The sequence below is a fragment of the Enterobacter cloacae complex sp. FDA-CDC-AR_0132 genome, from assembly GCF_003010695.1.
Taxonomy (GTDB): domain Bacteria; phylum Pseudomonadota; class Gammaproteobacteria; order Enterobacterales; family Enterobacteriaceae; genus Enterobacter; species Enterobacter ludwigii.
In genome coordinates, this window is the sequence record NZ_CP027618.1 from 4424637 (window position 1) to 4442440 (window position 17804).

Consider the following 17804-nt stretch of genomic DNA (forward strand, 5'->3'; position numbering starts at 1 on the left):
TTGAGCAAAAGAAATGCACGCTTTGGCATTGATTTTTATTTATATTAAACTAGTAGTCCATAAATGAATCAGAAACTCTTATAACATAAATATAGTATTACTTTCTTTAATCATATCCAAGCTTCCTAACGCACCAAGTTCTAAAGAATAAACCTCATCAGTACCTCTACACAAATTAAGAAAATATCCTAGATCGCCATCTTGACCAATCAATAAAAATTCAGGTTCAACCTCTTGAATTGTGTATGTAATATTTCTTTCAAGTAAATCGAAACAATTGAATACATATAAATGTTCACCATTCGATCTTTTAATCTCATAAGAGTCAGTGTCTCTAACATTCTCAACCATAAATCGTTTATATTCAGCAGGTAAAGATTTGTGCACTAGTTGTTCAATTTTATCCAACTGATCGATTAAATCCTGCTTTACCATATGTGTTTACCGATATAAGAACAAGCCATATTAAAAACAAATGTCATTGCAATGAGACTAGCATTTGTTAGTGAATTAGTAGAAATTAACAATGCGGAAAAGTGTTGTTAATTGCCTACAGATAATTAGTTGTTAATTGTTTTTTATAGAATCCATGCAAACTACACCTCTCCCCAAACTTTTATTAATGCCGATATGTTTCTTCAGCGTTTAAGATTATAAACTTCAAAAATATTTTTTTCAAAATAATTTTGCATCCAACAATGAGCATCAAGTCCAGTGTGGCCATCATTAACTATATCTCTCAAATAAGGATAGCTTCCAATTTCATAAACACTTAATCTATAATGACCTACCCACATCGGTGCATACTGGTAAAGTTTTCCCCCCCGCCAGCCCTATCGGGTCCGACTGAGTAAACCGCCCGCAGCCCGGGTCGTAATAACGGAACAGATTGTAGTGCAGTCCAGTCTCACGTTACAGGTATTGCCCCTGCATACTCAGATCCTGGGAATAACATGATATCTGCGTCTCGCCTTTTCGCAGCAACTTGCACCAGGCGTTGTATACCCCTCTCCAGCGCACCTGCCCTTCACTATCCATCATTCGCTCCGGCATGCCGTTAGGATGGCAGTAGAACCAGGAAATCTCAGGTCAGCAACGCCATCAATACGCGCCAGCGGATCGTAGCTCTCCTGATCGCTGTAGACATAGGTCAACGGCACATTCCCCGCACTTCCTGCAGCAGGCGGAACCCCTCTCAAGCAAACGGGGTGGTGACGGGCTTACCGGTTAGCTTTACGCCAGCGAATACCATTCAGCTGTGTCAGCCAATCTTACTCGCTACGGATGGTCAGCAGCCCTGCGTAAGGCTGGTCTCACGGTGGAGTACGTCGTGAGTATACTAACCGCTAATCGAGAGCAAGGTGCAAAAGAAGCAGACGAGGTTCGTGCGGAAGGGAAAGACTACATCGTTAAAGATGGCATAGTGTTAACCTATTGTTTAAATTGTAAATTCTATAAATTAACTATCTTATACCCTCTTGCGCATAGAGAACTTAAGGTATTTTTAGGCCGATCCTGAAAAGCACGCTGTTTTCCATAAACATAGCATCGTTAAAATATTTATTCGCTTCCTCGAATAATTCCACTCGTAACGGACCGTACCGAGGTCGATAAATGGCGCAGTACCTATATTCGTTCGACGTGTGCGTAATGTGGTCTCACCCCATTTCTTCGCCTTATCATACTCCGTGAGATCGAAGTAAGGGCTGTACAAGCATACAAATATCCAGTTGGCAAGTTCCAATGTACCCTTCAGCTAAGATAGCGCTTTCTGGACTTGTTGTTATTGCTCAAAGCCTCGATGTAGTTCTTGTTATCGTGTAACTCGTTTCCTTTTCAATAGTATTTATTATAGATATTTGCATACTAAAGTCCTTGCCTATGTCAATAATGCATTTATTTTAGAACTGCAATTAAGCCTTACTAAAAAACCGTATCTAAATTTAACTTAAAATTATAAAGTCAATACAGTACAATCAATCATCTTATAACAAATATTTTTTAATATTAATGACTCTATAATACTCCAATCACCACCACCAAGGCCAGATCCTATTCTTGGCATTTGTACTGAAAGACGATTCACCAACGCAAAGTCAGACAATTTTGCGAGACAAACATCTAAGAATTCATAGCATACATATTGATTATCATCATTGTTATTTTTCTTGATCCCATCCTGTGCAAACATATTAGCAACAAATATCCTTTTTTGATCATCAACCATAACAAAATCTACCGTACCTAATTCTGGAACGCCATTATCTTTAAAATTGTTGTGATAGTTTTTCTTCGAAGCAGGATATTTTTTCGAAAGAGACAAAACAAATCCCTTCCCCCATTTGCCTTTGTTATTTACAATGTGAGCAATGATTGTGGATTTGTTCAAACACTTTACAGCATCTCCGGATAAATACTTTATTCGTTTTTTTTCTTTAAATGAATCGAGTGAATCCATCCAAACACTTTCAAATTCTTCATTTGAAATCTCTTCAGAGTCACTTAAGTCTAAGTCGCTTTTCTTACCATCATAAAGCAGGAAACCTACTTGTTCGTTTTTATCTAACAAAGAGGAAGAAGCATAATACTCACCATCAACAATATTTATTTGACGTGTCGCGACATCTCCTATAAATTCACTAAGAATGCACCCTTGCCCAGAGATAAAATCAACATTTCCTTTAAAATATTTTTTCTCCAACTACAATCCCTCCCTCTTTTAACAATTCTTTTAGAATCATCAAAATCTTTTATATACAAGATCAAAGGTGTATTTTCTCGTGATTCAATTACCATCTAAGCCAATAACAGCTATTTCGGCAAAATGGCTTATTCCTTTTAATTTTCTTGCATTACCATATCTATCAGCTTCTAATTGGCCTAGTGACATTTTCACAATTCCATCAATATCTTTCAAGTGTTCGTCCGCCAATCATTTCAGGTATGATATTAATGAAGTATTGTCCATCCTCGAAGCGGACAAGTATATCCCCTGTTGAAGGTCTTATTACACCATTCTTCGTGATATCTTTCATCTCTTCTTCGGCTGTATCATGAATCAATGCCTAAGAAGTCAACCCCACCCAATCGCATTCGGCGCCTACGGGTAAAGGTTTATCCCCCCCCCCGCCAGCCCTATCGGGTCCTGCTGCGTAAACCGCCCGCAGTCCGGGTCGTAATACCGGAACAGATTGTAGTGCAGCCCTGTCTCACGATCCAGGTATTGCCCCTGCATCCGGAGGTTCTGAGAATATCCTGATACCTGCGTCTCGCTTTCCCGCAGCAGCTTGCCCCAGGCGCTGTTCACCCCTTCCCAGCGCACCTGCCCATCGATGTAGACACAGGTCAGCGGCACGTCCCCGTTCACCTCCTGCAGCAGGCGGACCCCCTCCCAGACGCACCGGGTAGTGACCGGCTTGCCGGTTGGCTATTCGCCCAGCATTTGGCGTCGCGTTTTGCTGATGCGGCGACCGAGTGGATCGTAGCGGAAGCTGACCTGCGTCAGGCGGTTGTGCGTGACCTTCTCAGCAGAACCTTCCAGCGGGTTACCGGCAGCATCCCAGCGCCACTGCTCCTGTCCGGGCAACGTGCCGTCCTGAACAAGCAAGCGTCCGGCGCTGTCGTATTGCCAGCGGTACCAGCTGAACGGGTTATCGTCCCGCTATTCCCGTATCAGGTTATTACGGTAGTCATAATCCCAGCGGCGATACCCGCATCGCGGTGCCGGACGCTGGGCATTGCCGGTAAAGACGTTCCGGCGATGCAGTTGACCAAGACGGTCGTACTCGCTGCGGGTAGTCAGCAGCCCCTGGGTGCGGCTGGTCTCACGGTGAAGTTCGTCGCGGCTAAAATCTGAAACCGACAGCTTATTGAGAGCAGGGTGAACAAGGCGCGAAGAAGCAGGCAAGATGCGTGCGGAAGGCAAAGATTACATCGTTAAAGATGGCGATGTGATGAACTCTTGTTTAACGTTTGATTTCCTTACGGGGTCAAAACACATTTTCCAGGAGTTCTGTCTTCATACTGGGTTCAAAAGGAATGATTTCGGCAGTCGCAAGTTTTAACCTCTGAAAAGGATTCTTGCGTAAGCGCTCTTCAAGAGAGGCAAGACTCTCACACTTAGCGAGAATGACACCACCGTTTCTTGGGATCCGTCTACCGGACGTCAGGAAAATCCCCTCTGAATACCCCTTTTTTAGCCACTCAACATGAGCATGTATCGCTGCGTCAATCTCTTCGAGTGGTTTTATATAGGTTAAAATAACTATTTAAACCGTGCTCATCCTTTGCCTCTCAGTTAGGTTTTTACGCCGATTGTTGGAACTGTTTATGCGGATCCTCTGTTGCCACCCAGTATTGTTATAACGTTTATGTGTATTTTAATCTTAATACGCGGGTCCGGATTGGGAAAATATGTTATGCATCATATGAAATAACCAATCATTCCAGCCATTTTTTTTACCGCATAGCTACAGACAATGTCGACTTCCCTTGGAAGAGTGAATGTTAAGCAATAAAAGAGTCCCTTGGGGAGGTGCAGACAAATATACTTTGTCATACAGTGCATTGAAGTTTGTCAAAACGGCTGGTAACGGCTTTTGTTCATTTAATACAAAGACTAATTAACGTATTGAATCTAACATTGCATAGTCTAGTAATGATATGCCGAAAGTATATTTTTACCGTTTAACGATCACAATGCTTCTATAATCTGTTTCATTTTTTATCCAGAATATTTCATCTTGAGGTAACGTTCCATCACTGCAGAAATCAACAAGTTCACCTAACCATCCATCAGGAACATATTTGTGGTAATGCATATTCTCAACATATTCAGAATATAGTCGTTTACTATCAAAGTCTATAAATAAATCTGGCATTAGATCATATATATCCCACCAGGTTGTTTTTTCTGAAAGCCTATTGTAAAACGCCACAGCCATATCATCCTTATCGTATAAATAACCCTCTTTAATTAAGTTATCAATGAATATCCGTACGTTTTCTTCATTTACTACTGGTATGTCATATCTTTCTTTATGGATATCCTGTAAGTTAATTTCCACCCCGTTTTTCACAAAATCGTCTACCCATTTAACTCTGTCCAAAACCCACATTTCTTTAAAGGCAACGAACCAATAAAATCTTCCTTCGTTCTTTACTATTACAAGGAGTTCATCATCTTTATTAACATTCATATAGTAACCTATTTTACATTCCCCGAGCCTGGAATCGCTACTTCTTCAAGCCATTCTGCCCATATTGATGGTAATTCATACGTTCTAGCTGGCGTTGTCGGATCGACACGCTTAGGAGCTAACCCACCTTGATTTAACGGATTAGTACGATAACCGGCCTGAGGTATTGCACTTTCTTTTATGAAATCCGCCATCCACTTAGGAAGTTGAAAGGAAACAATTTCTGCATTACCACCTCTAATATCAAGGAAATGCTGAGCATGCGAGCTACCTCCAATACTGATATTTAAGGTTCCACTATTTAAGGGTCCACGCTGAATTTTTTGGTTATTAGCAGAATCTAATTTGATTCTGACCCGACTTGCATTTGGTGGAATTCCCCCTTGAACCCTAAATATAGACTCAGTTGCATTGGGATCCCCTCTCTTGCATAGACCCAGCGGATCTATTCAACCTAATGGATTAGGAGCATAGCTGTAAAGATTTAACCCGCCATATAGCCCTATCAGATCCTGCTGCGTAAACCGTCCGCAGCCCGGGCCGTAATACCGGAACAGATTGTAGTGCAGCCCTGTCTCACGATCCAGGTATTGCCCCTGCATCCGCAGGTTCTGGGAATATCCTGATACCTGCGTTTCACTTTCCCGCAGCAGCTTGCCCCAGGCGCTCTTCACCCCTTCCCAGCGCACCTGCCCTTCAATATCCGTCATCCGCTCCGGCGTGCCGTTCGGCTGACAGTGGAACCAGAAGGTCTCCCGCGCTTCCACGCCGTCAATGCGCGCCAGCGGGTCGTAGCTGTCCTGACCGCTGTAGACACAGGTCAGCGGCACGTCCCCGTGCACCTCCTGCAGCAGGTGGAACCCTTCCCAGACAAACCGGATGGTGATCAGCTTGCCGGTTGGCTGTCCGCCCATCATCTGGCGTCGCGTTTTGCTGATGCGGCGACCGAGCGGATCGTAGCGGATCGTAGCGGAAGCTGACCTGCGTCTGCGGTTTGTTGTGGTCCCGCGGCTGGCTGATGACTTCCGTCAGGCGATCTTCACCGTCGTAGCGGTAGTGCCAGCGGGTCTGGCCGTTATCCTTCTCCACAGTGCGGCCGTGGATATCATAGCGCCAGCGAATGCCGTTCAGCTGCGTCAGGCGGTTGTGCGTGACCTTCTCAGCAGATCCTTCCAGCGGGTTACCGGCAGCATCCCAGCGCCACTGCTCCTGTCCGGGCAGCGTGCCGTCCTGAACAAGCAAAATATTGAGGGTAAGGGTCAGCAAGGTGCGTAAGGAGGAAGCCCGAATGCCTGTTGAAGGTAAAGATTACATCGTTAAAGATGGCGACGTGGTGAACATCTTGTTAACGTTTGATCTGTTTTGAATGGAAAAAATCCACGTTTTGGCATGGATTTTTTTCATATGGGAGGCTCATTGCGCCACCAGAATAATATTTATAGTTGGATTGGTTTGTAGTTTATAATTTTATCAGCAATTTCTTCTGCGCTAAGTTCTTCATAATAAATGTAATTGGCTGCCTGAGGGTCTGCGACACTTCTGCAAAGTAGGTCAATGTTGTTATCAGCTTCCTCTTCTGTACCTTCACTACGTTGGATTTTTTTTATCAGGTCAATAAGCTCTTGTCTTTGCATATTACTCCTTAAAAATGATAAGCACGGTCTAGTGTGTCAAGGTGATATCTTGGCGTAATAATTACTAGATTATCAACATCATATACACCGCCTCCATGTTGGGCAGGGGTTCTATGGTGTAGTACAAATTATCTATTTTTCACGTTCCATTGCATAGCATGCGCTATTGGAGCTTTCCGCCCCGCATTCTGGTAACATTTGATGAACAACATTGCTTTGAAAGATGCGAATCGAAACATCCTCCTATACAGAAGTTCTCGCCAAAATCATCAAAGGATTTTACTTCCCGGCCTCGTAATTTATCGACAATAGAAGATGGGAATAAACTTGCATCACCATGCTATTTCGCTGAAATAGCGTTAATTGCAGTCAGTTAATACAAACCCTAATAATATGATTTTATATCTAGCAGCCTGACTTTCACCCTCAGCTAATACTATATGAAAAATATTGCCTGCAAACAAACTGGAATAAACACAAATATCTAAATCGTTATATTTATAGGAGGGACTTAGATCATCGCTATATGTTTTAACCTTTATCCCAGAGATATTTTTCAAGATTTGTTTTTTTAAATCATCATGTATACCCCAAAGAGGTTTGGCATCTTCGTTTTTGAAAACAATCTCACAATCTAACTTTGGTATGGATATTTTTTCTGAATAATCATTAAAATCATCATCCTTTCCATCATATATTGTTCTCTTGGGTTTAAAATTATAACTTCCCAGAGTCATAAAATTTATTTCTCTCTAATTTTTTTATCAGCCAATAGTTGTTTTATTGATTTAGATAGTGCATATTGAGCACCCCCTCCTGGTTGTTCAAACCAAGGTATCGCGGGTCCTGCATATGCATGTACTGGAGCAACCACTTCGTAGGTTTTATATGGTTTATCTAGCGTATCCAAAGGCAAGGCTCGGCTTTCGAAAGATGCTCCAGCAGGATATTCACGCTGGTTTGTAAGAACCATTTACAATGGAATCTTTGTGACAATAAAACCTTATTGCCAATGGTTCAATAAATTAATCCACATTTCTTTTTCTCCAGCGATGACTTTTATATTTTCTCTATTTTCTTTTACATACTGCATGTACGTTTCATAAATACCTCTTATTGTCACAGTTTTTTCAGAGCGAGAAGCTTCAATCAAAGTTATTAGCTTTTCTAAATAACGTGCGGACTCTACTCTTGACTTAAAAAACTCCTTGAGATAGTCGAGCACCTCATTGTAAGAATCGTAATTCATTATTCCTCCGGAAAAATATCAATTTTGTCGAAAGTAATTTCCCGTTTTTCTGCGTGCATTTGTTCTACGCCCCCTTTCCCATACTGCGGATAAGCATTTGTAAATTGTTCTAATGGTGCACCAACTTCATCCCCAAACATTCTTGGATGCCTCACTTGAGGAGTACCATTTTCATAAAGTTGCAATGTATCAAATGTTCCTCTAATTCTTGCATCACTCCAAGAAACATCCGCTGGTAAAGTCGGATCAACTTTATCAGGACCTTTTATCTGATACGCATCACGAGCCGCTTTACCCGTATAAAATTTTTCGAATCCAAAATACGTTACAGGCACTTTTTTAGTTTCGAGAAGACCAGGAACCCATTTATCTAAACTGCCATCGTCATTCAAATATCGGACATAACGATAAGCAGTTGAAGGCATTGTAGCGCCTGGACCAGCAGGCCCAACATAGAAATCAGGTTTTGTTTTACCGCTACACTCACGACTCAACCCCCACAGATCCACCCATCCCAGCGCATTCGGCGCATACTGGTAAAGGTTTATCCCCCCCGCCAGCCCTATCGGGTCCTGCTGCGTAAACCTACCGCAGTCCGGGTCATAATACCGAAACAGATTGTTGTCAGTCCTATCTCACGGTCCAGGTATTGCCCCTGCATACGCAAGTTCTGAGAATATCCTGATAGCTGCGTCCCGCTTCCCTGCAGCAGTTTTTCCCAGGCACTATTCGCCCCTTCCCAGCGCATCTGCTCCTGGCCAGGCAGCGTGTCGTCCTGAACAAGCAAACGCCCGGCGCTGTCATACTGCCAGCGGTACCAGCTGAACGGGTTGTCGTCACGCTCTTCCCACACCAGGTTATTGCGGTAGTCGTAATCCCAGCGGCGGGACCCGCATCGCGGTGCCGGACATTGGCATTGCCGGTAAAGACGTTCCGGCAATGCAGTCGGTCAAGGCGGTCATATTCGCTGCGGGTGGTCAGCATCCCCTGGGTGCGGCTGGTCTCACGGTGAAGTTCGTCGCGGCTAAAATCTGAGACCGACAGCTTATTGAGAGCAGGGTGAACAAGGCGCGAAGAAGCAGGCAAGATGCTGCGTAAGGAAAAGATTACATCGTTAAAGATGGCGATATGATGAACTCTTGTTTAACGTTTGATTTTCTTAGGGGTAAAACACATTTTCCAGGAGTTCTGTCTTCACACTGGCCTCAAAAGGTATGATTTCAACAGTCGCAAGCTTTATTTTCGACACCCCATCATTAAATAACTGCGAGGTTTTTTACACCAATACGCATTCAATTCATGATTTTATATTATTCCATTTGCAATAATCCCTCCAGGATTTTTCATCTCTGAAACCAGAACGATAATTACAATAAATTGCACCTGAACAATTCCAATGGTCATATGCCGCATTAATATGGCCCCATGCACCATGAATTGGGAGGTCAACATTAGTTTTTTCTTTGAACCAATCCCTTAATTTATTTGTGACTTTCCCCTCTGGATTTTTTTGCTCCCCATCGATTAATTTATAAGGTGCGAAACTCCAACTACCTATAATAGCATTTCCATCATTAGGTTGAATAAAGTTAACTATCAAATAAATATCACCATGCGTGTTTCCTTTTATGTTAAAAATAGCTCTATAAGAGACTGTATCACATCCCTTATCTGGCCAAGGCTCCCAATTTAAATTATTATTATTCATTATTTCTTTTTTGGTTATAAGTGGTGTCAGCATCAGCATTTTATTGAAGAAAAAAGCGCCTGTATCTATAGCAAGATTCATAGTCATATTCCGATATCAAAAGGCTTGCTAATAGGCTCAAGCACAATTTTATAATTTGAAAGGAAAATTATGTTCCTCCTCCCTGACCAAAAACAACAGGATCTTATGATAATGCTTGTCCCGTTCCAGCAACTGCATCTCGTTTTACACGGTACGCCTAAATTTTGCTACGGAATCCAAATATTCTATGTGGCTGTACCTGCAAACTCTCCCATAGTTTTTGTCTACTACCGCCAGCGGCATCGAGAGTTGCCTTATCAAAATAAAAACCAGATTGTCCAGGAGCACCACCGTAGATGACATCACCTTCTTTTAACATTGTGTTAGACCATAAGTCGCGTCCTTTGTACTCCCCATGACCTTGCCACTGCCTGCCGAAAGCAGCCTGATTATGGTCATTTGCTTTCGTCGGTGCACATCTTGGTTTCAACCCCCACGGATCCCCCCATCCCAGCGCATTCGGCGCATACTGGTAAAGGTTTATCCCCCCGCCAGCCCTATCGGGTCCTGATGCGTAAACCGCTCACAGTCCGGGTCGTAATACCGGAATAGAATGTAGTGCAGACCTGTCTCACGATCCGGGTATTGCCCCGCATACGCAGGTTCTGAGAATATCCTGATAACTGCGTCTCGCTTTCCCGCAACAGCTTGCCCCAGGCGCTGTTCACCCCTCCCCAGCGCACCTGCCCTTCGCTATCCGTCATCCGCTCCGGCGTACCGTTGGGCTGGCAGTGGAACCAGAAGATCTCCGGTGCATCCACGCCATCAATACGCGCCAGCGGATCGTAGCTGTCCTGGTCGCAGTAGACACAGGTCAGCGGCACGTCCCCGTGCACTTCCTGCAGCAGGCGGAACCCTTCCCAGACAAACCGGGTGGTGACAAGCTTACCGGTTGGCCCCGCCCAGCATCTGGTGTCGCATTTTGCTGATGCGGCGACCGAGCAGATCGTAGCGGAAGCTTACCTGCGTCTGCGGTTTGTTGCGGTTCCTCGGGTTTGGCCGTTATCCTTCTCTACGGTGCGAGCATGGATATTATTATGCCAGCGAATACCATTCAGCTGCGTCAGGCGGTTGTGCGTAACCTTCTCAGCAGAACCTTCAAGCGGTTTACCGGCAGCATCCCAGCGCCACTGCTCCTGCCCGGGTAGCGTGCCGTCCTGAACAAGCAAACGCCCGACCCTTTCGTATTGCCAGCGGTACCAGCTGAACGGGTTATCATCCCGATCTTCCCGTACCAGGTTATTGCGGTAGTCGTAATCCCAGTGGCGGGACTCGCATCGTGGTGTCGGACGCTGGGCATTGCCGGTAAAGACGTCCCGGCGATGCAGTCGACCAAAATAGTCGTACTCGTTGCGGGTGGTCAGCGCCCCCTGCGTGCAGAATGGAAAAATTGCACTGTTAAAGATGGCGACATACTAAACTTCCTGAGTAAAGTTTAAATAGTTTCAGTTGTGTCTTGAGACTCTCTTTACCTTATGGCATTTACAAATAACCAACGCCATATCTTGATTTTTTATTGAAAGATCAACTAAGGTGTATATAGTGAATCCTGAAAGTGAGTAATTCATCTCGCCATAAATCCAATTTTTACAAAATTATTATCTAACTATTCTTTATGCATTTCATTATACATTTCTCTTTTTTAGACTCATTTTTAAAAGATGTACAAAGAAGATTATTATTTCATTTAGAAAAAAGGGATTAATCCGAGTTTTTATCTCGTATACCAAATAAGGCAGTCATCTATAATAAATTTAAATATCACTATTGGACAATATGACTTCCGTTACATGAATGGATAACTCATATATGTAATGTACGATTTATTACCATCAGAGATTAAGATCCCATCCAATATATATCCCACAATCAAAGGATCTTTCATTTGATTGCACTGTTATCTCTCCCCATTCATAAGTCCATTTTGTTCCATATGGAGGCTTATTTATCTTTCCCATATTGTTTCTGGAAAATTTATTTTGAACCCATTCTGTCAATCGTCTTTCTTCCTCTTCTAGATTTTTTAACGATGCCCTCTTATCCCAATCTTTGAGTGATTGATAAAAATCTCCGTCTTTACTTGTAAGAAAAAGAGATGGGTTAAATGAGAAAATTGCTGGTCTGAACTCTACGATAAAGTTCTGCCCTTCCCATTCAATATCATTTTTCGAAAAATAAAATTTACCTATCTTAGTGAATTGCGGATGGATTTTGTAAAATTCAGATGAAGTGAATGTTTCAAAAGAGCTAAGTTCAATAGGATAACCATCAATTTTAACATTCCCATTTTTAACATTAAATGTCATCTTCTTCATATATCTATAATCTTACCAGGAATTAATTTACCTCTTGCTTCTTCAGGTATGTAAAACTGCCCCCCCTTTCCGGATTGAGGATTCGCCGTTGCACAACCCCTAGAAACAAATATATCCTTAATACATAATATTCCCTAACTTTGGTTCCTATAGGGAAATCTGAATTAAGTGTCACTTGTGACACCTCATGATATCCTAATGAATCACCTTTAGATTGCCTAACTGTAGTATGAGTTATGGTATATGCAGGTAACTGATCACCATTTGAATGCAATGCATAGAGGATCGTTCTTTTTTAAGCGTTCTGTTCGAGTAACTATCAATACCTTTATAATCTTTATTATGAGGTCCTTGCCACTTACCACATTTGCACCATCAACTTCGCGATAAACATTCCAGTATTCATTACCATGAATATGAGGTTGAGAGGAAATCTGGACGTTATCTTTCAACACATTCGGTAAGTTTATGGAGTCATAGCGCCAGCGAATGCCACAAAGTCGTCTGTGGTTTGTTAGCATAACCTTAAATACCGAACATCAATAAAATTTATATGATACTTTTTGTTAAGAAAATAATCTGTAATCTTTATAGCAGCGTACACTAATGCACTGTAAGAGGTATACATATTGTTCTATTGACAACATGCGTACCGTAAAGTTATTAACAGTCCATAACCTGGTTTTTTAGAATCGAGGGTTCCACATCGGATTCATTATTCAAATCCTAACACCCTCGATTGTGGTCGAACATTAACATTTTAAATCTAATATATTAAATTAAATAATTTCCGATCTTCACCTTCAGGTCCGAATTTATATTCATCACCAACTAACCTCAGTATTTTTTCTTCATCTACAAAGAAACCTCTGTATACTATAGCGGAAATTATCCTTCCAAATATATCTGAAGAAACGTGTCTTCTCAATGTTTTAAGATCTGCTAAATTATCTCTAAGAATATAATAAGCGTAATTCATTAGAATGAAGTTGGATATTAATAAATTTTTTGTAGATTGATACTTATCAAAACACTGCTCCAAAGCTTTATATATTATTTTTTTAGATTTTTTATATGCATTAATAAAATTGCCAGGATCGATAAGATAGCAATTTTTATCATTAAACAACAGGTGATTATCTTCGTTATTCGCAACAAACAAAAAATTCAATACCGATGATTGATAGTATTTTATAGCCTTAATATCTCCAAAGTTTTTCTTTTTTTCAAATTGTGCATAAAATTGCTCAAGCAATGATAATACAGTTACATTGCCATGCTGAACAGTATCTATACAGAGCCCATCATTAGTAATGCATAGTAAATTATAAGAGTCATCATCCATGCCCATTTCAAAACACAAAAACCTTAAAAAAAAGTCTTTTGCTTTTATTGCGTAATCTTCTTTGCTGTTTTTTAAGGAAAGAAGTTGATGTATATAAAATAATATAACGATATCTTTATCTATACGCTGTCGATTATCTATTTGAAACAGATAACCTAATCGAGAAAGAAAAACTTCAAATGCATATTTCCCTTCTTCACTTAGGCCTAGCTTCTTTAATGCACGCTGTAACATAACCTTAGGAAAGCAAGTTTGCCAACGACTCAACTCTGCATACTTCCCATTTTCTTTTTTAAAATAAACGGGAAAAAGGTCTGGTTCATCTTGAACATAGACATAATTTCCAAAACTTTCAATCTCTGCTCTCGCATTAGTGAAGTGTTCAATTTTATGTAGATACATTTCAAAAATCATTAAGTAATCCTCTTACCACATTTCTTCCAATTACCTTTAGCATCTTTCTTTTCAATCTGGAATGAAGTGATTTTATCATTAAAACGAGAAAGGATATTTTTACCGATGCCCCTTGCTCCAGGTTCATTTCTCTTTGATAGAACTCCATCTTTCAGCCCGGTTTCTTTGTAATCAACTTTTGATATATCACTATGTTGATTAAGAAGCTCAACCCCAGAGTCATTTACGGTCATAACGGCACGATACTTTTCATTTCCAGGGTTAAACCCTGGTCGGCTATCATGATTAACCCATATGGCTTTTTCACCACGATTATTAGGAACCAATCCGCCTTTACCATCGCGTTCAGAAGCTGATGCAATCGCTTCATCTTTACTCATATAGCGTATAACTTCCTCTTGTTTTAATCCCAGAGGGTCTATTCGGGTTAAACTATTTGCACCATACTGGTAAAGGTTTATCCCTCCCGCCAGCCCTATCGGGTCCTGCTGCGTAAACCGCCCGCAGTCCGGGTCGTAATACCGGAAGAGATTGTAGTGCAGCCCCGTCTCACGGTCCAGGTATTGCCCCTGCATCCGCAGGTTCTGAGAATATCCTGATACTTGCGTCTCGCTTTCCCGCAGCAGCTTGCCCCAGGCGCTGTTCACCCCTTCCCAGCGCACCTGCCCTTCGATATCCGTCATCCGCTCCGGCGTACCGTTGGGCTGGCAGTGGAACCAGAAGATCTCCGGGGCATCAACGCCGTCAATACGCGCCAGCGGATCGTAGCTGTCCTGATCGCTGTAGACGTAGGTTAGCGGCACGTCCCCGTGCACTTCCTGCAGCAGGCGGAAACCTTCCCAGACAAACCGGGTGGTGCTCGGCTTGCCGGTTGGCTGTCCGCCCAGCATCTGGCGTCGCGTTTTGCTGATGCGTCGCCCGAGCGGATCGTAGCGGAAGCTGACCTGCGTCTGCGGTTTGTTGCGGTCCCGCGGCTGGCTGATGACTTCCGTCAGGCGATGCTCCCCGTCGTAGCAGTAGTGCCAGCGGGTCTGGCCGTTATCCTTCTCCACGGTGCGGCCGTGGATATCATAGCGCCAGCGAATGCCGTTCAGCTGCGCCAGACAGTTGTGCGTGACTTTCTCAGCAGAACCTTCGAGCAGTGAAGGTTCTGTAGTGGTAGCGGTTTGCGCCGCGGTTGAATCCGGTACCGCTGAAATGGACGACGCCGACCGTGAAGAGTCCATGGCCGAGCAGGGTCTGGAAGAGCCGGGCCTGAACCGCGTGATCCGCGCGGGCTATGAGCTGCTGAACCTGCAAAGCTACTTCACCGCTGGTGTAAAAGAAGTGCGTGCGTGGACCATCCCTGTCGGTGCGACTGCGCCTCAGGCAGCCGGTAAGATCCACACCGACTTCGAGAAAGGCTTCATTCGTGCGCAGACTATCGCGTTTGAAGACTTCATCACCTACAAAGATGAGCAAGGCGCGAAAGAAGCGGGCAAGATGCGTGCGGAAGGGAAAGATTACATCGTTAAAGATGGCGATGAGATGAACTTCCTGTTTAACGTTTGATTGGTTTTGAATGAAAAAATCCACGCTTAGGCGCGGATTTTTATTCCGAGATAAATTTCCTAGGTAGTATTAAATTTAAAAAATACCTTCTTTGAGAGGATGGTCTTTTATTCCTCCCCAAGGGTCATCTAGCAAAAACTTAGCAGCAACAGCTTCTTTTGCCGGTACAAGAGTGAAATTATAGTAAATTTCATTGCCTTCACAAACCTCATAAAAGAGTGAATAAACTTTATCGTTCACATCTATATTTAAATCGAATTTCTCAGTTGCTGAAGCGATTTGCAGCTTATGTTTATCCGTAATGAAAAATGGTACAACAATACAGCGCTGAGCATTTTCATCCAATTTGAAAGCATTCTCTATTTTGATATTGACGTTTGCTCCAAACGCGTCCTCTGGTAATGGATCGAATATAACATAATCCTTGTGAAGAACAGCACCTTGAGAAACATTACCCTTTCCCCACTGACTCAGCTTTTCGTCATAGTCTCGGGATCGGAACACTATTTGACCATGTGAAATCAGTAGATCAACTATTTGTATTTTTTTATCATTCATTACATTACCTCGATTTTTATTATCGTTCTACCGATAATGTGAGATCAGGCCATCAAAAATAAAATACCTGTGATATTTTTAAGATGTTAATGAGTGGCTGCAATACGAAATCTGACAGGGGAAGCACCCTTCCCCTGATGCTCAAATATTGGTTAGGATATTATCGATAAGCTCAAACCCTGAAACCCCCATTGTTGTGTAATTAGGGTATTCGGCAACAGATAACCGTCTGATTTCGTCCTCTCCTATATATAAAACACCAGCATAATTAAATATTTTCAATTGTTTTTTTTCTTCTGTAAGATCAGTGTGACCAATAATTTTCCAAACGCCTTTGCTGATATTTTGGTTGCCGGTAAAGATAACTTTCGTCTCTTTACCAAACTTTTCAAAACTTAGCGGTGTTAATGAACCGCCATCAATAAGCTCTTCAGTCTGCTGTATCGATAATATGCAGAACCCTATTGCTTGCTTAAATTTTTTGCTTGGAGCAAAAATAATATGACAAATCGCATATTTCCCATTGCTCAATGGAATGACAAAGATGTCACCCTGTTTGTATTTTACTTTCATAAGCCATTACCTTTCAGTATTGATAACGCATCATTCAATACTTTTCCACCCCAATCACTGCTATGACCCACAATATCATATGTGCTAGCCTTTGGGTTATTAGGACTATACGATCTGATTTTATTGAGGAGATTTGTTAAAGAATTCGTTGACTTAGCTCCACCATTAAGATCCATAATTCTTTGTTCCAAGTATTTAGCTTCAGCTTTGGTCGAATTATTATCAAATATGGTCAACTGTTCCAAAAGAGATTTACCCGGTGTATTCACATGGCTATTCAAACGCGTTGGTGCATCCCCACGTCCTACATTGATAATATTCTTTCCGTCGTGTAGAACCTACAACCATGCATACAATTCATACCGGAACGCTACACATGCACATTCTGGTTGGTCTGTACATAACTTAAAGCCAGAAAGCCTAATCATCTTCTATATCGGGAGGAGGAGTCACAATACCAAGAACCTCTCGCCCAAATCGAATATCTTCATCAGATTTCTTTTTTAACTTAAGGATTACAACCCCCAGCAGAAAATTATTTTTTTCATCTGAATAAACCTTAAAAGAATATGACTTAGTAGGGATGTTAATTACAGAAACATTTTCTTTATCAAAGTTTTCAAGAGCAATAATTAACTCATCAAGCCCCTTTACTTTCAATTCGGTGAATTTCGTATTTTCTTTATGCGCTTTCATTGTTCGCAACTCATCTTGAGTATGACTTATGAATGATGCACATTGCATATTATTTTTTTCATTTAGATAAGAACGAAATTCATCCGGTATTTTTTCTCGCGCATACTCAACAAGGCTATCATTTTTCATGGTAAAAACACCTCAACATCGCCACTTCGGATTCCTTTAAGTAAGATTTCTCGTTCCATCCATTCATCAAAAGAATACTCCCACGACCAAGAATCGCCTGACTTAGGAGCACCAACTTTGACTCTTAATATAACACCATCAGGTCCTGCAAAGTTTCTTGCTACATCGGGACTATCTGTCCACGAAGTATATGGGCTGATACTTGATACCCCTCCAAAGTTATGTTGCTCCGGAGTTATTGATGAATGAACATCCCCAGGAATCACCTTACCATTAAGTGCATTTTCCCATTCGGGATGGTCTTTATGTATACCCCGGTAATTATATTGCCCTGGTTCCACATCCGGTAGATG

The 17804-nt window shown here is 42.1% G+C and carries 21 protein-coding genes and 10 pseudogenes; 5 read left to right on the forward strand and 26 right to left on the reverse strand.

Features of this window, described 5'->3' with window-relative positions; all coding sequences use genetic code 11:
* Nucleotides 1–78: 78 nt before the first annotated feature.
* Entirely contained in the window at nt 79–435 is a 357-nt protein-coding gene (locus AM379_RS21445; protein WP_032678359.1) for a hypothetical protein, read from the reverse strand.
* Nucleotides 436–785: 350 nt separating this feature from the next.
* Nucleotides 786–1228 (reverse strand): annotated as a pseudogene (locus tag AM379_RS24525) (RHS repeat domain-containing protein); the annotation flags it as partial.
* 111 nt (nt 1229–1339) lie between these two features.
* Between AM379_RS24525 and AM379_RS24675 the strand changes: the two are divergent.
* A pseudogene (locus tag AM379_RS24675) lies at nt 1340–1444 on the forward strand (DUF933 domain-containing protein); the annotation flags it as partial.
* Between the two features lie 510 nt (nt 1445–1954).
* On the opposite strand, the gene AM379_RS21465 reads toward AM379_RS24675, so the two are convergent.
* From AM379_RS21465 to AM379_RS24685, 4 genes are all read right to left on the reverse strand, one after another.
* Nucleotides 1955–2701, reverse strand: a complete 747-nt coding sequence (locus tag AM379_RS21465; RefSeq protein ID WP_050595742.1) for a macro domain-containing protein — start codon at nt 2699–2701, stop codon at nt 1955–1957.
* 84 nt (nt 2702–2785) lie between these two features.
* Complete coding sequence (locus AM379_RS24515; protein ID WP_255358183.1) at nt 2786–2917, reverse strand: hypothetical protein; 132 nt, start codon at nt 2915–2917, stop codon at nt 2786–2788.
* Nucleotides 2918–3100: 183 nt separating this feature from the next.
* A complete protein-coding gene (locus AM379_RS24680) occupies nt 3101–3355 on the reverse strand; it encodes an RHS repeat-associated core domain-containing protein (RefSeq protein ID WP_414651021.1) in 255 nt (84 codons plus the stop codon).
* 72 nt (nt 3356–3427) lie between these two features.
* Complete coding sequence (locus AM379_RS24685) at nt 3428–3607, reverse strand: hypothetical protein (protein WP_210864185.1); 180 nt, start codon at nt 3605–3607, stop codon at nt 3428–3430.
* Between the two features lie 18 nt (nt 3608–3625).
* Between AM379_RS24685 and AM379_RS24690 the strand changes: the two genes are divergently transcribed.
* On the forward strand, nt 3626–3856 hold the full coding sequence (locus AM379_RS24690; RefSeq protein ID WP_414651022.1) for a hypothetical protein: 231 nt from the start codon (nt 3626–3628) through the stop codon (nt 3854–3856).
* A gap of 20 nt (nt 3857–3876) precedes the next feature.
* Nucleotides 3877–3976: pseudogene (locus AM379_RS24695) on the forward strand (DUF933 domain-containing protein); the annotation flags it as partial.
* Between the two features lie 13 nt (nt 3977–3989).
* On the opposite strand, the gene AM379_RS21480 reads toward AM379_RS24695, so the two are convergent.
* The 3 genes and pseudogenes from AM379_RS21480 to AM379_RS24470 all read right to left on the reverse strand — a co-directional run.
* Complete coding sequence (locus AM379_RS21480) at nt 3990–4268, reverse strand: YciI family protein (protein ID WP_236900333.1); 279 nt, start codon at nt 4266–4268, stop codon at nt 3990–3992.
* A gap of 411 nt (nt 4269–4679) precedes the next feature.
* Complete coding sequence (locus AM379_RS21485) at nt 4680–5198, reverse strand: hypothetical protein (RefSeq protein ID WP_032678360.1); 519 nt, start codon at nt 5196–5198, stop codon at nt 4680–4682.
* Nucleotides 5199–5650: 452 nt separating this feature from the next.
* Nucleotides 5651–6440 (reverse strand): annotated as a pseudogene (locus AM379_RS24470) (RHS repeat domain-containing protein); the annotation flags it as partial.
* Nucleotides 6441–6452: 12 nt separating this feature from the next.
* Between AM379_RS24470 and AM379_RS21500 the strand changes: the two are divergent.
* Nucleotides 6453–6564 (forward strand): annotated as a pseudogene (locus AM379_RS21500) (DUF933 domain-containing protein); the annotation flags it as partial.
* A 70-nt stretch (nt 6565–6634) separates the two neighbouring features.
* On the opposite strand, the gene AM379_RS21505 reads toward AM379_RS21500, so the two are convergent.
* From AM379_RS21505 to AM379_RS21545, 13 genes and pseudogenes are all read right to left on the reverse strand, one after another.
* The gene (locus AM379_RS21505) at nt 6635–6832 is read right to left on the reverse strand and encodes a bacteriocin immunity protein (RefSeq protein ID WP_032678362.1); all 198 of its coding nucleotides are present in this window, start codon (nt 6830–6832) and stop codon (nt 6635–6637) included.
* An 8-nt stretch (nt 6833–6840) separates the two neighbouring features.
* Nucleotides 6841–6918: pseudogene (locus AM379_RS24570) on the reverse strand (hypothetical protein); the annotation flags it as partial.
* A gap of 77 nt (nt 6919–6995) precedes the next feature.
* Complete coding sequence (locus AM379_RS24575) at nt 6996–7142, reverse strand: hypothetical protein (RefSeq protein ID WP_335253385.1); 147 nt, start codon at nt 7140–7142, stop codon at nt 6996–6998.
* Nucleotides 7143–7191: 49 nt separating this feature from the next.
* Entirely contained in the window at nt 7192–7569 is a 378-nt protein-coding gene (locus AM379_RS21510) for a hypothetical protein (protein ID WP_032678363.1), read from the reverse strand.
* Nucleotides 7570–7574: 5 nt separating this feature from the next.
* Nucleotides 7575–7805 (reverse strand): TNT domain-containing protein, encoded by a 231-nt coding sequence (locus AM379_RS21515; protein WP_072031445.1) that lies wholly within the window; start codon nt 7803–7805, stop codon nt 7575–7577.
* Between the two features lie 30 nt (nt 7806–7835).
* Nucleotides 7836–8081, reverse strand: a complete 246-nt coding sequence (locus tag AM379_RS21520) for a hypothetical protein (protein WP_032678364.1) — start codon at nt 8079–8081, stop codon at nt 7836–7838.
* Nucleotides 8081–8506 carry a hypothetical protein gene (locus AM379_RS24475; protein ID WP_032678365.1) on the reverse strand — a complete coding sequence of 142 codons (426 nt, stop codon included), beginning with the start codon at nt 8504–8506 and terminating at the stop codon, nt 8081–8083. The genes AM379_RS21520 and AM379_RS24475 overlap by 1 nt, the downstream gene beginning before the upstream one ends.
* A gap of 60 nt (nt 8507–8566) precedes the next feature.
* A pseudogene (locus tag AM379_RS24480) lies at nt 8567–9179 on the reverse strand (RHS repeat-associated core domain-containing protein); the annotation flags it as partial.
* 199 nt (nt 9180–9378) lie between these two features.
* Complete coding sequence (locus AM379_RS24155) at nt 9379–9870, reverse strand: hypothetical protein (RefSeq protein ID WP_072031447.1); 492 nt, start codon at nt 9868–9870, stop codon at nt 9379–9381.
* 157 nt (nt 9871–10027) lie between these two features.
* Nucleotides 10028–11246 (reverse strand): annotated as a pseudogene (locus AM379_RS21530) (RHS repeat domain-containing protein); the annotation flags it as partial.
* Nucleotides 11247–11702: 456 nt separating this feature from the next.
* Nucleotides 11703–12185, reverse strand: a complete 483-nt coding sequence (locus tag AM379_RS21535; protein WP_032678368.1) for a hypothetical protein — start codon at nt 12183–12185, stop codon at nt 11703–11705.
* A gap of 766 nt (nt 12186–12951) precedes the next feature.
* Nucleotides 12952–13944 (reverse strand): hypothetical protein, encoded by a 993-nt coding sequence (locus tag AM379_RS21540; protein WP_106504210.1) that lies wholly within the window; start codon nt 13942–13944, stop codon nt 12952–12954.
* Nucleotides 13944–15083: pseudogene (locus AM379_RS21545) on the reverse strand (RHS repeat domain-containing protein); the annotation flags it as partial. The gene AM379_RS21540 and the pseudogene AM379_RS21545, both read right to left, overlap by 1 nt.
* On the opposite strand from AM379_RS21545, the pseudogene AM379_RS21550 reads away from it, so the two are divergent.
* A pseudogene (locus tag AM379_RS21550) lies at nt 15073–15495 on the forward strand (DUF933 domain-containing protein); the annotation flags it as partial. The pseudogenes AM379_RS21545 and AM379_RS21550 sit on opposite strands and share 11 nt — an antisense overlap.
* Before the next feature lie 75 nt (nt 15496–15570).
* Here AM379_RS21550 and comJ read toward each other — a convergent pair.
* From comJ to AM379_RS24160, 4 genes are all read right to left on the reverse strand, one after another.
* Nucleotides 15571–16053 carry a competence protein ComJ gene (gene comJ / locus AM379_RS21555; protein WP_032678371.1) on the reverse strand — a complete coding sequence of 161 codons (483 nt, stop codon included), beginning with the start codon at nt 16051–16053 and terminating at the stop codon, nt 15571–15573.
* Nucleotides 16054–16194: 141 nt separating this feature from the next.
* Nucleotides 16195–16626 carry an immunity 26/phosphotriesterase HocA family protein gene (locus AM379_RS21560; protein ID WP_032678372.1) on the reverse strand — a complete coding sequence of 144 codons (432 nt, stop codon included), beginning with the start codon at nt 16624–16626 and terminating at the stop codon, nt 16195–16197.
* A gap of 420 nt (nt 16627–17046) precedes the next feature.
* The gene (locus AM379_RS21570) at nt 17047–17451 is read right to left on the reverse strand and encodes a hypothetical protein (RefSeq protein ID WP_032678373.1); all 405 of its coding nucleotides are present in this window, start codon (nt 17449–17451) and stop codon (nt 17047–17049) included.
* Nucleotides 17448–17792 carry a hypothetical protein gene (locus AM379_RS24160; RefSeq protein WP_155964426.1) on the reverse strand — a complete coding sequence of 115 codons (345 nt, stop codon included), beginning with the start codon at nt 17790–17792 and terminating at the stop codon, nt 17448–17450. Before AM379_RS24160 ends, AM379_RS21570 begins: the two co-directional genes overlap by 4 nt.
* Between the last annotated feature and the right edge of the window lie 12 nt (nt 17793–17804).

Excerpts from the sequence above, each read along its gene's own strand:
- AM379_RS21510 (WP_032678363.1), bottom strand. The coding sequence starts at position 7,569 with ATGACTCTGGGAAGTTATAATTTTAAACCCAAGAGAACAATATATGAT.
- AM379_RS21540 (WP_106504210.1), bottom strand. The coding sequence starts at position 13,944 with ATGATTTTTGAAATGTATCTACATAAAATTGAACACTTCACTAATGCG.
- comJ (WP_032678371.1), bottom strand. The coding sequence starts at position 16,053 with ATGAATGATAAAAAAATACAAATAGTTGATCTACTGATTTCACATGGT.
- AM379_RS24155 (WP_072031447.1), bottom strand. The coding sequence starts at position 9,870 with ATGAATCTTGCTATAGATACAGGCGCTTTTTTCTTCAATAAAATGCTG.
- AM379_RS21505 (WP_032678362.1), bottom strand. The coding sequence starts at position 6,832 with ATGCAAAGACAAGAGCTTATTGACCTGATAAAAAAAATCCAACGTAGT.
- AM379_RS21445 (WP_032678359.1), bottom strand. The coding sequence starts at position 435 with ATGGTAAAGCAGGATTTAATCGATCAGTTGGATAAAATTGAACAACTA.
- AM379_RS21515 (WP_072031445.1), bottom strand. The coding sequence starts at position 7,805 with ATGGTTCTTACAAACCAGCGTGAATATCCTGCTGGAGCATCTTTCGAA.
- AM379_RS24475 (WP_032678365.1), bottom strand. The coding sequence starts at position 8,506 with ATGCCTTCAACTGCTTATCGTTATGTCCGATATTTGAATGACGATGGC.
- AM379_RS21560 (WP_032678372.1), bottom strand. The coding sequence starts at position 16,626 with ATGAAAGTAAAATACAAACAGGGTGACATCTTTGTCATTCCATTGAGC.
- AM379_RS21485 (WP_032678360.1), bottom strand. The coding sequence starts at position 5,198 with ATGAATGTTAATAAAGATGATGAACTCCTTGTAATAGTAAAGAACGAA.
- AM379_RS21520 (WP_032678364.1), bottom strand. The coding sequence starts at position 8,081 with ATGAATTACGATTCTTACAATGAGGTGCTCGACTATCTCAAGGAGTTT.
- AM379_RS21535 (WP_032678368.1), bottom strand. The coding sequence starts at position 12,185 with ATGAAGAAGATGACATTTAATGTTAAAAATGGGAATGTTAAAATTGAT.
- AM379_RS21570 (WP_032678373.1), bottom strand. The coding sequence starts at position 17,451 with ATGAAAAATGATAGCCTTGTTGAGTATGCGCGAGAAAAAATACCGGAT.